A 13,767-nucleotide genomic window follows, 5' to 3' on the forward strand; every position below is an offset into this window, starting at 1 on the left:
AAATAATTCTCAGTTGAGCAATTATTCAAGATCGCTTCCCTACAGGCAACCGCCGCGTATCGCCCCGCTCAATCCTGGCAGCGACGCGGATGCACGGCGACATGAATTTTACGGAGAAGGCTCGCCTGCAAATCGCTACACTGCGCAGGTGTTGCGTGCCGGATGCGCGCAAAGCTCAATCAGACCGCTGGATGCAGGAGACAAGGTGTGCTCAAGAAACTGGGAATCAAAGGCCGCGTGCTGTTGCTGACCCTGTTGCCAACCAGCCTGATGGCGCTGGTTCTGGGCGGCTATTTCACCTGGATGCAGCAATCGGACCTGCACGCCCAACTGCTGCAAAGGGGCGAAATGATCGCCGAACAGCTGGCGCCGCTGGTCGCCCCCGCCCTTAGCCGCCAAGACACCGAACTGCTGGAGCGCATCGCCACCCAGTCCCTCGAGCAAGCCGATGTCCGGGCCGTGACCTTCCTGGCCCCCGACCGCGCTCCGCTGGCCCACGCCGGCCCGACCATGCTCAACCGGGCACCGGAAGGCAACAGCAGTCAACTGCTGCAACGCACCGGCAACGACGCCACCCGCTACCTGCTGCCGGTGTTCGGCAAGCACCGCAACCTGGCCGGCGAACTGATCCCCGAAGAGGCCGACCGCCTGCTGGGCTGGGTCGAGCTGGAGTTGTCCCACAGCGGCATGTTGCTGCGCGGTTACCGCAGCCTGTTCGCCAGCCTGCTCCTGATCGCCGCCGGGCTGGGATGCACCGGGCTATTGGCCTTGCGCATGGGCCGCACCATCAACCGTCCGCTGAGCCAGATCAAGCAGGCCGTGGCGCAGCTCAAGGATGGGCACCTGGAAACCCGCCTGCCACCGCTGGGCAGTCAAGAGCTGGATGAATTGGCGTCGGGCATCAATCGCATGGCCGGGACCTTGCAGAACGCCCAGGAGGAATTGCAACACAGCATCGACCAGGCCACCGAAGACGTGCGCCAGAACCTGGAAACCATCGAGATCCAGAACATCGAGCTGGACCTGGCCCGCAAGGAAGCCCTGGAAGCGAGCCGGATCAAATCCGAGTTCCTGGCGAACATGAGCCATGAGATCCGCACGCCGCTCAACGGCATCCTGGGTTTCACCCATCTATTGCAAAAAAGCGAACTGACCCCGCGCCAGCTCGACTACCTGGGCACCATCGAAAAATCCGCCGACAGCCTGCTGGGCATCATCAACGAAATCCTCGACTTCTCGAAGATCGAGGCCGGCAAGCTGGTGCTCGACAGCATCCCGTTCAACTTGCGGGACCTGTTGCAGGACACCCTGACCATCCTCGCCCCCGCCGCCCATGCCAAGCAATTGGAATTGGTGAGCCTGGTCTACCGGGACACGCCGCTGTCGCTGGTGGGCGACCCGCTGCGTCTCAAGCAGATCCTCACCAACCTGGTGAGCAATGCCATCAAGTTCACCCGGGAAGGCACCATCGTCGCCCGCGCGATGCTCGAAGACGAGCACGAAGACAGCGTGCAGCTGCGCATCAGCATCCAGGACACCGGTATCGGCCTGTCCAGCCAGGACGTTCGCGCGTTGTTCCAGGCGTTCAGCCAGGCCGACAACTCCTTGTCCCGGCAACCCGGCGGCACCGGGCTGGGCCTGGTGATTTCCAAGCGGCTGGTGGAACAGATGGGCGGCGAGATCGGCGTGGACAGCACGCCAGGCGAAGGCTCGGAGTTCTGGATCAGCCTGCGCCTGCCCAAGACCCGCGACGACGCCGAGGATCTCCCCGGCCCGCCGTTGCTGGGCCGGCGGGTGGCCGTCCTGGAAAATCACGAGTTGGCGCGCCAGGCTTTGCAGCACCAGCTCGAAGACTGTGGCTTGCAGGTCACGCCGTTCAACACGCTGGAGAACCTGACCAACGGGGTCACGGTTGCTCACCAGACCGAACAGGCCATCGACCTGGCGGTGCTCGGCATCACCAGCAACGACATGCCACCCGAGCGCTTGAACCAGCACATCTGGGACTTGGAACACCTGGGCTGCAAAGTCCTCGTGCTGTGCCCTACCACCGAACAAACGCTGTACCACCTCTCCGTCCCGAACCCCCACAGCCAATTGCAGGCCAAGCCGGCCTGCACGCGCAAGTTGCGGCGGTCGCTTTCCGACCTGGTCAACCCGCGCCCAACGCGCAACGAACCCAATGAACCGGTGGCCAGCCGAGCGCCAAAGGTGCTGTGCGTGGACGACAACCCGGCGAACCTGCTGTTGGTGCAAACCCTGCTCGAGGACCTGGGCGCCCGGGTGCTGGCGGTGGAAAGCGGGTACGCCGCGGTCGAGGCGGTGCAACAGGAAACCTTCGACCTGGTCCTGATGGATGTGCAGATGCCCGGCATGGACGGTCGCCAGAGCACCGAGGCGATCCGCCAATGGGAAAGTGAGCGGCATTGCACACCGCTGCCGATCGTTGCCCTCACTGCCCACGCCATGGCCAACGAAAAACGCGCCCTGCTGCAAAGCGGTATGGATGACTACCTGACCAAGCCCATCAGCGAGCGGCAGCTGGCCCAGGTCGTGCTCAAATGGACCGGCCTGGCCTTGCGCAACCAGGTGCCGGACCGGGGCGCGGACGCCCATCGCAGCGGTGAGCTGCTGGTGCTCGATCATGAAGAAGGCCTGCGCCTGGCCGCCGGCAAGGCCGACTTGGCGGCGGATATGCTGGCGATGCTGCTGGCATCCCTCGAAGCCGACCGGGAAGCGATTCGCCAGGCCAGCGAAGCCAACGATCACAATGCCCTGATCGAGCGGGTCCACCGCCTGCACGGTGCCACGCGCTACTGCGGCGTACCGCAACTGCGCGCGGCCTGCCAGCGCAGCGAAACCCTGCTCAAGCAGAAGGATCCGAAGGCCGCGGCGGCCCTGGAAGACCTGGAGCTGGCCATCAATCGCCTGGCCAGCGAGGCTCGCATCAGTGCCTGACCCACGAAGCGTTGGCCGCCATCGCCACGACCACACTGGATAACATCGCAGCCTGGGCCGCCGGCGCGCCGCAGAACCTGATAGATAGCTGACTCGCCTTTCTTTGAAGCGAGCTTGCTCGCGATAGCAATGGATCAGCCAGCTTTGAAGTGACTGACACACCGCTATCGCGAGCAAGCTGGCTCCCACAGTGAATGGAGTTTCGTCGGCCAACCTTTCATCGAGTCCATGCCCCAGCCATGCCCCGTGCTAGCATGTCGCGCCTATTTGGAGGACCCATGGCCGAACACGATTTTCGCTACACCCTGATGAACCCGCAGCACACCTTGACCGAGGTCCGCGCCCTGGCGCCAGGCCGTTACCAGGTCACTGGCAATGGCGGTTCGATCCAGGCCAACGACGTATTGCTCGTGACCCTCAAGGGCAGCAAGGACCTGTCCATGCGCCTGACCGTGGACACCGTTCGCCATCTGCTCAAGCCAATGGGCCAGTGGACCGCCATGACTACCGGCCCGGTATTCGGCGAACTGGCGATCCACACCTGGCAGGTCAATTGCGACCGCTGCACCAAGGAACTGAGCTTCGAATTCGCCGTCGATGCCAAGCTCGGCACCAAGGCCCAGAAACCGGCCGCCACCGCGCGCATTGCCGAGCTGGGCTGGCAGACGGTCGGCGAGAGGCATCTGTGCCCCCAATGCCAGGAAGCCGCTTGATGAAACGCCTGTTCCTGGCCACGCTGGTCGGCGCTGGCCTGATGGGTTGCGCCGCCGATCCGGTGCAGCTGCAGCAAAACCGCAGCTATATTCTTGAATGGATCGGTGAGCGGCCATTGATGGACTACAGCCACCTGACCATCACCCTCGGCGATGATGGCCGGGCCTATGGCAATGCCGGCTGCAACCATTGGTTTGCGCCCTACACCCTGGAAGGCGACCGGCTGAGTTTCGGCAAGATCGGCAGCACCCGCAAACTCTGCCCCCCGGCAGTGATGGAGCAGGAGACGCGATTCTTGCAGGCGCTACAGAAAGTCGAACGCTGGGATGTTTCCCCCATCGAACAGATGCGTTTCTGGCCCGCCCAGGGCAAGCCGCTGCGCTGGTGGTTGGAGGAAGGCTGAAGCCTTGCCTGACCAGGCACTGGCGAGGGAGTTGCTCCCTCGCCACTGAACCCGCTATTTCAGCGCCTGCAACGCCTCCAGCTTCGCCATCACCGCCGCCGCCGTCTGCTCCCCAAGCAATTGCTCACGCACCTTGCCCTGGTTATCGATGATGTAGGTCACCGGCAATCCTTCGCTGCGAGGGATATCGAAGAATTCGGCCGGGTCCTGGGCCAATACGCTGAAGCGAATCCCCATTTTTTCGCTGGCGCTCCTGAGCTCTTCACCCTGTACCTGATCGAAGTTGACACCGAACACGCCCACGTTTCGACCCTTGAGCTGCTCGGCGAGCGCGTTGAATTCCGGAATTTCAGTGCGGCAGGGTGCGCACCATTCGGCCCAGTAATTGAGCACCACCCATTGTTTGTCCAACCGCTTCGAAGCGATTGGCTGGCCGTTCTGGTCCACCCCATAATCGTTTCCACAGCCGGCGAGCAATAGAATGCCGAAAAAAGCCAGTGCCGCCGCCAATCGCCTTGTCATGTGCCAATCCTTGTCTGAAATGTGAACGCTGGCCGCCCATCACGTGCTAGGCGCCGCGCTGCACAGTAGAATAGCCGCCACCTTACGCAAGATGCGACCTGCTCATGACTGATCTGACGCTTTATCACAACCCGCGCTGCTCCAAATCCCGCGGTGCGCTGGAACTGTTGGAGGCCCGCGGCCTGACGCCCACCGTCATCCGTTATCTGGAAAACCCGCTCGACGCCGCGCAGCTCAAGGGCTTGCTGGGCAAGCTTGGCATCAGCGCGCGGCAATTGCTGCGCACCGGCGAGGACGAGTACAAGGCGCTGGACCTGGCCAACGAGAACCTGGGCGAGAACGATCTGATCGCTGCCATCGTCGCCCATCCAAAGCTCATGGAACGGCCGATCCTCGAAGCCGGCGACAAAGCCGTGATCGGCCGTCCGCCGGAAAAGATTCTGGAGATCCTGCCGTGAGCGCGCCGTACATCCTGGTGTTGTATTACAGCCGCAGCGGCTCTACCAACGAAATGGCCCGGCAGATTGCCCGGGGCGTCGAGCAGGCCGGCCTGGAAGCGAGGTTGCGTACGGTGCCGGCGATCTCCGCCGAGTGCGAGGCGGTATCGCCGGACATTCCGGAACAAGGCCCGCTGTACGCCACGCTCGATGACCTGAAAAATTGCGCCGGCCTGGCCCTCGGCAGCCCGACCCGTTTCGGCAACATGGCCGCGCCGCTGAAATACTTCCTCGACGGCACCAGCAACCTTTGGCTCACCGGAGCCCTCGTCGGCAAGCCGGCCGGCGTGTTTACCTCCACCGCAAGCCTGCATGGCGGCCAGGAAACCACCTTGTTGTCGATGATGCTGCCACTGCTGCATCACGGCATGCTGATCACCGGCCTGCCCTACAGCGAGTCGGCCTTGATCGACACCCAGGGCGGCGGTACGCCCTACGGGCCGAGCCACCATGCTGGCGCCGATGGCAAAAGCGGCTTGAACGAACACGAAGTTGCCTTGTGCCGCGCCTTGGGATTGCGCCTGGCGAAAACCGCCCTGTTGCTGGAGAACGGCCGTGGCTAAGAAGCCGAAAATCCTGCCGCCCATCCAATGGCTGGAGCCACGCGTACGCATCGCCCGCGCCGTCAGCCTGCTGTGCTTTTTCGGCTTGGTGGGGTTGCTCAGCGCGTATTACCTGCTCATCGCCGACCTGCACGGCGCGCGCCCGTGGGTGATTTTGCTGATCGAATTGGTACCCCTGCTGATCCTCGCGCCGGGCATGCTCAGCGGCAGCGCCCGCGGGCATTCCTGGATGTGTTTCGTGGTCAATCTGTATTTCATCAAGGGCGCCCTGGCCGCCTACGATCCGAACCGGCATGTGTTCGGCTTGCTGGAAATGGCAGCGAGCGTGGCGGTGTTCTGCTCGGCGTTGCTGTACGTACGCTGGCGGTTTCAGTTGAATCGGCGGTTGGCTGGCGAAGGCGATATCGCCGTCGCCTGATACGCCGCCTTCGCGAGCAGGGCTCGCTCCCACAGTGGACTTGTAAACGCTGAAAATCCCCTGTGAAAGCGAGCTTGCTCCGGGCGGCGATCCGACGATGGCCGCAACCCGGTCTCAATGATTCACGGTATAAGCCAGCATCATCGAAATCTGCGACATCGGCCGCCCGCCACTCTCTTCGTGCCACTGGTTGAAAGCTGCCTGCACCGTCGCAAGATCCCGAAGGCTCGTGGGGGCTTTGTCGATGATGTCCTGGGCGTTGAGCGCCGCTACCACGTCATAACTGGGCACGAATGTGTCCTTGCCCATCATCCGCAGGAAACGCGGTGCCGACAGGCCGCCCAGTTGATGGCCGTGTTTCTTCAGATAAGTCCACAGGCCCACGATGTCAGTCACAGGCCAGTCGGCGACCAGCGCCCCAAAGCTGCCCTTTTCGTGGGCCACGTCCAGGATCAACTGCGCGTTGCGCGGTACGCTCTTGAGCTTGCCCAGGTGGCGAATGATCCGCGCGTCCTGCATCAGCCGCTCCAGGTGCTCGGCGCCCATCAGCACGACTTTCTCCGGATCAAATTTGAAGAACACCTCTTCAAACGCCGGCCACTTGGCGTCCACCAGGCTGTGCTTGAGCCCGGCGCGAAACACCCGCAGGGCCATGGTCGAGAGGTAGCGGTCGTCGCTGATCTTGCGCAGTTGCGCCGGGGTCTTGGGTACAGGCAGGTGGGCTTCCAGTTCAGCCGCCGAACCGAAGCGGTTCAGACAATACTCGTGCAGCCACTTGTAATCGCGCATGCCCTCTCCTGGTATTGAAAAAGAAACGGCGCTCGCAAGCGCCGTGGATAAAACCGGTTGGCAACCTTACAGGTTCACCACATTGACGAACCGCGGCGTGGCGTTTTCGTCGATGCGCAGGTTGGTGAAGTCGAACAGGTTGCGGTCCGCCAGTTGCGACGGGATGACGTTCTGCAAGCCGCGGAAAATGCTCTCGGTACGGCCCGGAGTCTTGCGCTCCCATTCCTGGAGCATTTCCTTGACCACCTGGCGCTGCAGGTTTTCCTGGGAGCCGCACAGGTTGCACGGGATGATCGGGAATTGCTTGAAATCCGAATAGGCCTGGATGTCCTTCTCGTTGCAATACGCCAACGGGCGAATCACCACGTTGCGCCCATCGTCGGCCCGCAGCTTGGGTGGCATGGCCTTGAGCGAGCCGTTGTAGAACATGTTGAGGAAAAAGGTCTCGACGATGTCGTCGCGGTGGTGACCCAGGGCCATTTTGGTCGCGCCAATCTCGTCGGCGAACGTGTAGAGCGTTCCGCGGCGCAAGCGTGAGCACAGCGAACAAGTGGTCTTGCCTTCGGGAATCAGTTCCTTGACCACCGAATAGGTGTCTTTCTCGACGATGTGGTACTCGACGCCCAGCGACTCGAGGTAGGCCGGCAGCACATGTTCCGGGAACCCAGGCTGCTTCTGGTCCATGTTGACCGCGACGATGTCGAACTTGATCGGTGCAACCTTCTGTAAATGCATCAGCACGTCGAGCAAGGTGTAGCTGTCCTTGCCGCCGGACAGGCAGACCATGACCTTGTCGCCGTCCTCGATCATGTTGTAGTCGGCGACCGCCTCACCGGCCAGGCGGCGCAGGCGCTTTTGCAGTTTGTTCTGGTTGACCGTAAGAGTGCCCATGACGCGAAATCCGTGAGGTGTGACGAAAGGCCGGCATTTTACGCAAAAAACTGGCTGTCGGCGAAGGCTGACGACAGGTGCCTTTATGGCGAGGGGATTTATCCCCGTCGGGTTGCGCAACCCTGCGCACAGACCTAACGGCGATTAGCGTTCCCCGCTACAGCGCGATTTGCTCTAAGCGCCCCATCCCCTTGAGGGCCACTCCTTCCTATACTGCGGCATAAGGTCGCACACACTTACAGACCTTTACTTACCTGGCCAATTGGCCCGTAGGCGCTCCGTTGGGGGGCGATGGCAATAACAAAGGAGTGACTGACTATGATCCATCATGTCGTGGGGCTCTTTACCCACCCTGATCAAGAATGGAAGGAAATCCGTGGCGATCAGGAGGAAAGCATCAGCCACATGTACCTCACCCACACGCTGATCCTGGCGGCCATCCCGGCGGTATCGGCGTTCATCGGTACCACGCAGGTAGGATGGGTCATCGGCAATCGTCCACCGGTCATGCTCACCCAGGAAAGCGCCCTGTGGATGACCATCATGTCTTACCTGGCCATGTTGGGCGGCGTGGCGGTGATGGGAGCGTTCATCCACTGGATGGCTCGCACCTATGACGCCAATCCGAGCCTGGCTCGCTGCGTCGCGTTCGCCACGTACACCGCGACACCGCTGTTCATCGGCGGCCTGGCGGCGCTCTATCCCCACATGTGGCTGGGGATGATCGTCGGGACCGCGGCGATCTGCTACACGGTCTACCTGTTGTACGTAGGGCTGCCGACCTTCATGAACATCCCTCAGGACGAAGGTTTCCTGTTTTCCAGTTCGGTGCTGGCCGTGGGTTTGGTGGTGCTGGTGGCGATCATGGCGTTCACGGTGATTGTCTGGGGGCTGGGCGTGGGCCCGGTCTATACCAATTGAAGGATTATTGAAGGATTAAGGCTCTCCAACCAAAATCGATCTGCCACCACAGGCCGCCGCAAGGCGGCCTTCCTCTGTGCGTGGTTCTGCCTGGACGACCGCTGGGCGCCTCAACGATTCGCAACGGCCAACGCTTGCGGCATACTCGGCTTTCTGGAGACCCGTAAAGCATGCTCGAGCAACTCAATACCCGCGTCGAAGAGTGTTATCAACAAGCTGAATCCTTTTTCAAACGTCCTTTCAAACGTCCGGTGGTCAGCCTCAAGTTGCGCGGCCAAAAGGCCGGTGTCGCGCACCTTCATGAAAATCTGCTGCGCTTCAATCCACAGCTGTACCAGGAGAACGCCGAGGATTTCCTCAAGCAGACGGTGGCCCATGAGGTCGCGCACCTGATCGCCCACCAACTGTTTGGCGACCGTATCCAGGCCCATGGAGAGGAATGGCAACTGATCATGCGTGGGGTCTACGAACTGCCACCCAACCGTTGCCACACCTACGAGATCAAACGCCGTACCGCAACCCGGTACATCTACAAATGCCCTTGCGACGGCAGCGACTTCCCATTCACGGCGCAACGCCACCGCCTGGTGCGCCAGGGGCGGCGGTACTTGTGCCGTAGCTGCCGCAATACTTTGGTGTTCAGTGGGGAGACGCGGGTCGAGTAGCTGTTTCTTGTAGTGTCCAGGCTGACGCTTTCGCGAGCAGGCTCGCTACCACGCTGGATTTTCGGCGTTCACAAATCACCTGTGGGAGCGAGCCTGCTCGCGATGAGGCCAGAAAGGACGCTACACAACGACCCTGTCATCACGCAGCCCGGCAATCCGCTCCTCACTGAACCCCAACTCCCCCAACACCTGGTCCGTGTGCGCTCCCAGCCTCGCGCCGATATGCCGAGGCTCGGGCAGTCCTTCGGAAAACTTCAACGGACAGGCCATCTGCGCCTGAGTCGAACCATCCCCTCGGGGCACCTGCTTGACCAATTCCCGAGCCTGCAATTGCGCATGCCCCACGGCCTCCTCCAGGCTCAGCACCGGCTCGACGCAGGCGTCGACCCTCGCGAACAAGCGGCACAGCTCGTCAAAGTCGTGTTTCTCGAACTCGGCTTGCAATGCCAGTTTGAGGGCCTGTTGCTGTTCAAGGTTGGGCGATAGCCCCTGGACCGCCAGTTCCGGCCGCCCCAGCGTCTCGCAAAGGGCCCGCATGAAGACCGGCTCCAGGCTGCCCACCGACATCCATCGCCCGTCGCGTGTACGGTAATAGTCATAGAAGCTGCCGCCGTTGAGCACATGATTCTCCCACCCAGGCATCACATCGCAGGCCAGGTAACCGGCGCCAGCCAGTGCGTTCAGGCTGAAGACGCAATCGGTCATGCTCACGTCCAAGTGCTGCCCCTGCCCGGTCTGCTGACGTGCAATCACCGCGGCCAACAGCCCGATCACCCCGTGCAAAGAGCCGCCGGCGATGTCGGCCACTTGCATCCCCAGCGGCAACGGCCCGCTGCCGACACGCCCGGTGTGGCTCGCCAGACCCGCCAATGCCAGGTAGTTGATGTCATGACCGGCACGCGCCTGATAGGGGCCGGTCTGGCCGTAGCCGGTAATCGACACATAGATCAGCCGCGGATTGATCGCCTTCAGGGCTTCATACCCCAACCCCAATCGCTCCATCACGCCGGGACGGAACTGCTCGAGCAGGATGTCATGGTCGTCCGACAGTCGCTTGATGATTTCCAGCGCCGCCGGTTGCTTGAGGTCCAGGGCCAGGCTGCGCTTGTTGCGGTTGAGGTAGGCATGGCTGGCCGAGACGTCCTGGTCATGGGGCGGCAGAATCCGCAACAGATCCGGACGGTCCGGCGACTCGATCCGCAGCACCTCGGCGCCCATGTCTGCCAGCAACAGCGAGGCGAACGGCCCCGGCAGCAGGGTCGAGAAATCCAGTACCTTGAGCGATGCCAGTGGGCCTTGCATGGAAAATCTCCGCTTCGGATGTGCATCCAAGACTAGGCAGGGGCTTGCGTTGAGGCAATTACCAAGCGTGTCGTTTAGGCTGACAAATCCGCTCAATCCAGAGGGCCGTCGTGGCGAGGGAGCTTGCTCCCGCTGGGCTGCGCAGCAGCCCCTTGCGTATTACGCGAAGCCCCTCAGTGGCAGGTACATCCTGGGGTCGCTCCGCAACCCAGCGGGAGCAAGCTCCCTCGCCACAAAAAGCACTTCACCCGGAAAGCACGGCCCAACAAAAAACCCGCCGAAGCGGGTTTCTTGTTACGGGCTGAAGCTTACTTGGTTGGCAGCGCGGTTTCGGCCGTTGCAACCGCGTCGTCGTCTTCACGCACGTCGGAGATACCGCGACCACCGGAGGCCAGTTCGGTCTGCAACTGGTCTTCGTCCAGCTCCTTGACCCACTTGGCGACCACGATCGTGGCAACGGCGTTGCCCACCAGGTTGGTCAGGGCACGGGCTTCGGACATGAAGCGGTCGATACCCAGGATCAGCGCCAGGCCCGCCACAGGCAGATGGCCCACGGCCGACAGGGTTGCCGCCAGCACGATGAAACCACTACCGGTCACGCCGGCAGCGCCTTTGGACGACAGCAGCAGGACCAGCAACAGGGTGATCTGATGCGTGATGTCCATTGGAGTGTCGGTGGCCTGGGCGATGAACACCGCGGCCATGGTCAGGTAGATCGAAGTACCGTCGAGGTTGAACGAGTAGCCAGTCGGGATCACCAGACCCACCACGGATTTCTTGGCACCCAGGCGCTCCATCTTGATCAGCATGCGCGGCAGGGCCGATTCCGAGGAGGAGGTACCCAGCACGATCAGCAGTTCTTCACGGATGTAGCGGATCAGCTTGACCACGCTGAAGCCGTGGGCGCGGCAGATGGCGCCCAGCACCACCAGCACGAAGACCACGCAGGTGATGTAGAAGCAGATCATCAGCTGGCCCAGTTGCACCAGCGAACCGACACCGTAGGCGCCGATGGTGAAGGCCATGGCGCCGAACGCACCGATCGGGGCCAGCTTCATGATCATGTTGATGATGATGAACATCACGTGGGCGAAACGGTCGATGAAGTCCAGCACCGGCTTGCCATAAGAACCCAGGCGATGCAGGGCGAAACCGAAGAGCACCGAGAACATCAGCACTTGCAGGATGTCACCGTTGGCGAACGCGCCGACGATGGTGTTAGGGATCACGTTGAGAATGAAGGCAACGATGCTCTGGTCTTTACCGGCATTGATGAAGCCGGCGATCTTGCTGGTGTCCAGGGTCGTTACGTCGATGTGCATGCCGTTGCCCGGTTGCACGACGTTGACCACGACCAGGCCGATCAGCAGGGCAATGGTAGAGACAATTTCGAAATACAGCAGCGCGTAGCCGCCGGTCTTGCCGACCGACTTCATGTTTTGCATGCCGCCGATACCACTGACGACGGTACAGAAGATGATCGGGGCGATGACCATCTTGATCAACTTGATGAACCCGTCACCGAACGGCTTGAGGGCAACGCCGGTCTGCGGGTAGAAGTGGCCGAGCAAAATGCCGATGGCAATGGCTACGATTACCTGGAAATACAGGGATTTGTACAAGGGCTGACGAGTCGTCATGGCAAACCTTCCTCAAGAGTCCCGTATGACAACATCCACCTGTTGTCCACGACACCTCAATTGCGAACCCTCCTGCACTGGAGGGATTTGTTTTGTCGGCTGCACGGGGCAGACCTGCACAGGACATCGCAAGGCCCGTGCCATTTTTAAGAAATGCCCTACAACCCGCGTCCCATAACGTTTTTGTTTATTCATCGTCGATTAAACAGGTGGCGAAGGATGGCGGATTCCCGCCAAGACTCCATTTCTCACTCCTGGATTTGGCGGATATCCGCCTTGTCCAGCGCAGACGCCCTGCTACCATCGCTCGCCTAACGGACGGATCTATGCCTCATGCGCCAACGCACAATTGCCAGCCATTTCGCCCGCGCAGCCCTGGGTGGCGCGCGCCGGCAAGGCTTTGACTATTCGTCGCTGCTGCAACAGCTGGGCATCAGCCCGGAGTTGCTCGACGAGCCGCGGGCACGCATCGCGCCCGAGCAGTTCGCCCGCCTGTTGCAGGCGCTGTGGGTGGCGTTGGGGGACGAATACCTGGGATTCGGCAGCGCCCCGAGTAAACCGGGGACGTTTGCCATGATGTGTCACACGTTGATCCACTGTCGGACCCTGGGCAAAGCCCTGCAACGCGGCCTGTTGTTCTACAGCCTGTTTCCCGATGCGCCGAGCCTGATCCTGGAGAGCGAAGGCGACCGGGTACGGTTGACCCTGGACGAGTCGACGCTACGCGACCCTGATCACTTCCTGGCGGAAAGCCTGCTGGTCATCTGGCATCGCCTCGGCAGTTGGCTGATCGGCCAACGGATCGGCCTGGAACAGGCCACCTTCAGCTACGCCAAGCCCAGCCACGGCGCAGAATACGACCTGCTGTTCCCTTGCCCGCTGGTCTTCGAGGCCCGACGCAGCAGCTTGTTATTCCATGGTCGCTACCTGGAAATGCCCTTGCTGCAGGACGAGCGAACCCTCAAGCATTTTCTCGAACGCTCCCCCGCCGACCTGCTGTCGCGCCCAGACGACGGCCACAGCCTGACCAGCCAACTGCGCCGCCTCCTCAGCCGCGACACGGCGCGCTGGCCCGACCTGAACACCGTCGCCGCACACCTGCACATCAGCGCCCAGACGCTGCGCCGGCACCTTCGCGAAGAAGGCACCAGCTTTCAGGAGCTCAAGGATCAGTTGCGGCGGGATATCGCCATCTACCATTTGGGCCGGGCGGATCTGTCGTTGCAGCAGATTGCCGAACAGTTGGGATTCTCCGAGCCGTCGGCGTTTCATCGGGCGTTCAAGAAGTGGACCGGGGTGACGCCGGGGGCTTATCGGGAGTTGGAAAACTGATGGGGGATATCCCACTTCTGTGGTGTGCTGCCCTGTGGCGAGGGGATTTATCCCCGCTGGGCTGCGAAGCGGCCCCCTGCATTCTGTCTGACACACCACCGCCACCCATTTGGGGCTACTGCGTAGCCCAGCGGGGATAAATCCCCTCGCCA

The 13,767-nt window shown here is 61.7% G+C and carries 14 protein-coding genes and 1 pseudogene; 10 read left to right on the top strand and 5 right to left on the bottom strand.

What is annotated here, in order from left to right:
• Window positions 1-207: 207 nt before the first annotated feature.
• From J3P92_RS18735 to J3P92_RS18750, 4 genes and pseudogenes are all read left to right on the top strand, one after another.
• Window positions 208-2,958 carry a response regulator gene (locus J3P92_RS18735; protein WP_434560203.1) on the top strand — a complete coding sequence of 917 codons (2,751 nt, stop codon included), beginning with the start codon at window positions 208-210 and terminating at the stop codon, window positions 2,956-2,958.
• Window positions 2,943-3,050 (top strand): annotated as a pseudogene (locus J3P92_RS18740) (2-hydroxyacid dehydrogenase); the annotation flags it as partial. The gene J3P92_RS18735 and the pseudogene J3P92_RS18740, both read left to right, overlap by 16 nt.
• Window positions 3,051-3,236: 186 nt before the next feature.
• Complete coding sequence (locus J3P92_RS18745) at window positions 3,237-3,671, top strand: hypothetical protein (protein ID WP_434607300.1); 435 nt, start codon at window positions 3,237-3,239, stop codon at window positions 3,669-3,671.
• A complete protein-coding gene (locus tag J3P92_RS18750; protein WP_420767461.1) occupies window positions 3,671-4,075 on the top strand; it encodes an META domain-containing protein in 405 nt (134 codons plus the stop codon). The genes J3P92_RS18745 and J3P92_RS18750 overlap by 1 nt, the downstream gene beginning before the upstream one ends.
• A 54-nt stretch (window positions 4,076-4,129) precedes the next feature.
• On the opposite strand, the gene J3P92_RS18755 is transcribed toward J3P92_RS18750, so the two are convergent.
• Window positions 4,130-4,597: a TlpA family protein disulfide reductase gene (locus J3P92_RS18755; RefSeq protein ID WP_434560205.1), complete on the bottom strand. Its 468-nt coding sequence runs from the start codon at window positions 4,595-4,597 to the stop codon at window positions 4,130-4,132.
• Window positions 4,598-4,701: 104 nt separating this feature from the next.
• Here J3P92_RS18755 and arsC point away from each other — a divergent pair, with 104 nt between their 5' ends.
• From arsC to J3P92_RS18770, 3 genes are read left to right on the top strand one after another with little or no spacing between them, the layout of a single operon-like run.
• Entirely contained in the window at window positions 4,702-5,055 is a 354-nt protein-coding gene (gene arsC, locus J3P92_RS18760) for an arsenate reductase (glutaredoxin) (protein WP_434648659.1), read from the top strand.
• On the top strand, window positions 5,052-5,657 hold the full coding sequence (gene wrbA / locus J3P92_RS18765) for an NAD(P)H:quinone oxidoreductase (RefSeq protein ID WP_434560207.1): 606 nt from the start codon (window positions 5,052-5,054) through the stop codon (window positions 5,655-5,657). The genes arsC and wrbA overlap by 4 nt, the downstream gene beginning before the upstream one ends.
• Window positions 5,650-6,075: a DUF2069 domain-containing protein gene (locus J3P92_RS18770; RefSeq protein ID WP_434560209.1), complete on the top strand. Its 426-nt coding sequence runs from the start codon at window positions 5,650-5,652 to the stop codon at window positions 6,073-6,075. The genes wrbA and J3P92_RS18770 overlap by 8 nt, the downstream gene beginning before the upstream one ends.
• A 114-nt stretch (window positions 6,076-6,189) precedes the next feature.
• Here the strand turns inward: J3P92_RS18770 and J3P92_RS18775 are convergent, their stop codons facing one another.
• Window positions 6,190-6,864, bottom strand: a complete 675-nt coding sequence (locus tag J3P92_RS18775; RefSeq protein WP_420767466.1) for a DNA-3-methyladenine glycosylase I — start codon at window positions 6,862-6,864, stop codon at window positions 6,190-6,192.
• 66 nt (window positions 6,865-6,930) lie between these two features.
• Complete coding sequence (ttcA, locus tag J3P92_RS18780) at window positions 6,931-7,755, bottom strand: tRNA 2-thiocytidine(32) synthetase TtcA (protein WP_030142418.1); 825 nt, start codon at window positions 7,753-7,755, stop codon at window positions 6,931-6,933.
• A gap of 318 nt (window positions 7,756-8,073) precedes the next feature.
• Here ttcA and J3P92_RS18785 point away from each other — a divergent pair, with 318 nt between their 5' ends.
• Both J3P92_RS18785 and J3P92_RS18790 read left to right on the top strand, forming a co-directional pair.
• On the top strand, window positions 8,074-8,676 hold the full coding sequence (locus J3P92_RS18785; protein WP_039591896.1) for a Yip1 family protein: 603 nt from the start codon (window positions 8,074-8,076) through the stop codon (window positions 8,674-8,676).
• Window positions 8,677-8,846: 170 nt separating this feature from the next.
• A complete protein-coding gene (locus J3P92_RS18790; protein WP_030142420.1) occupies window positions 8,847-9,341 on the top strand; it encodes a SprT family zinc-dependent metalloprotease in 495 nt (164 codons plus the stop codon).
• Between the two features lie 120 nt (window positions 9,342-9,461).
• On the opposite strand, the gene J3P92_RS18795 is transcribed toward J3P92_RS18790, so the two are convergent.
• Both J3P92_RS18795 and J3P92_RS18800 read right to left on the bottom strand, forming a co-directional pair.
• Window positions 9,462-10,643, bottom strand: a complete 1,182-nt coding sequence (locus J3P92_RS18795; RefSeq protein ID WP_434648661.1) for a CaiB/BaiF CoA transferase family protein — start codon at window positions 10,641-10,643, stop codon at window positions 9,462-9,464.
• A 308-nt stretch (window positions 10,644-10,951) separates the two neighbouring features.
• Window positions 10,952-12,283: a dicarboxylate/amino acid:cation symporter gene (locus tag J3P92_RS18800; RefSeq protein ID WP_420767470.1), complete on the bottom strand. Its 1,332-nt coding sequence runs from the start codon at window positions 12,281-12,283 to the stop codon at window positions 10,952-10,954.
• A gap of 333 nt (window positions 12,284-12,616) precedes the next feature.
• Between J3P92_RS18800 and J3P92_RS18805 the strand changes: the two genes are divergently transcribed.
• A complete protein-coding gene (locus tag J3P92_RS18805; protein WP_434648663.1) occupies window positions 12,617-13,615 on the top strand; it encodes an AraC family transcriptional regulator in 999 nt (332 codons plus the stop codon).
• Window positions 13,616-13,767: the final 152 nt, after the last annotated feature.

The sequence above is a fragment of the Pseudomonas sp. D3-27 genome, from assembly GCF_051132165.1.
Taxonomy (GTDB): Bacteria; Pseudomonadota; Gammaproteobacteria; order Pseudomonadales; family Pseudomonadaceae; genus Aquipseudomonas.

Coding starts and splice junctions, on each gene's coding strand:
- J3P92_RS18745 (WP_434607300.1), top strand. CDS start 3,237: ATGGCCGAACACGATTTTCGCTACACCCTGATGAACCCGCAGCACACC.
- J3P92_RS18750 (WP_420767461.1), top strand. CDS start 3,671: ATGAAACGCCTGTTCCTGGCCACGCTGGTCGGCGCTGGCCTGATGGGT.
- J3P92_RS18755 (WP_434560205.1), bottom strand. CDS start 4,597: ATGACAAGGCGATTGGCGGCGGCACTGGCTTTTTTCGGCATTCTATTG.
- arsC (WP_434648659.1), top strand. CDS start 4,702: ATGACTGATCTGACGCTTTATCACAACCCGCGCTGCTCCAAATCCCGC.
- J3P92_RS18775 (WP_420767466.1), bottom strand. CDS start 6,864: ATGCGCGATTACAAGTGGCTGCACGAGTATTGTCTGAACCGCTTCGGT.
- ttcA (WP_030142418.1), bottom strand. CDS start 7,755: ATGGGCACTCTTACGGTCAACCAGAACAAACTGCAAAAGCGCCTGCGC.
- J3P92_RS18785 (WP_039591896.1), top strand. CDS start 8,074: ATGATCCATCATGTCGTGGGGCTCTTTACCCACCCTGATCAAGAATGG.
- J3P92_RS18790 (WP_030142420.1), top strand. CDS start 8,847: ATGCTCGAGCAACTCAATACCCGCGTCGAAGAGTGTTATCAACAAGCT.
- J3P92_RS18795 (WP_434648661.1), bottom strand. CDS start 10,643: ATGCAAGGCCCACTGGCATCGCTCAAGGTACTGGATTTCTCGACCCTG.
- J3P92_RS18800 (WP_420767470.1), bottom strand. CDS start 12,283: ATGACGACTCGTCAGCCCTTGTACAAATCCCTGTATTTCCAGGTAATC.
- J3P92_RS18805 (WP_434648663.1), top strand. CDS start 12,617: ATGCGCCAACGCACAATTGCCAGCCATTTCGCCCGCGCAGCCCTGGGT.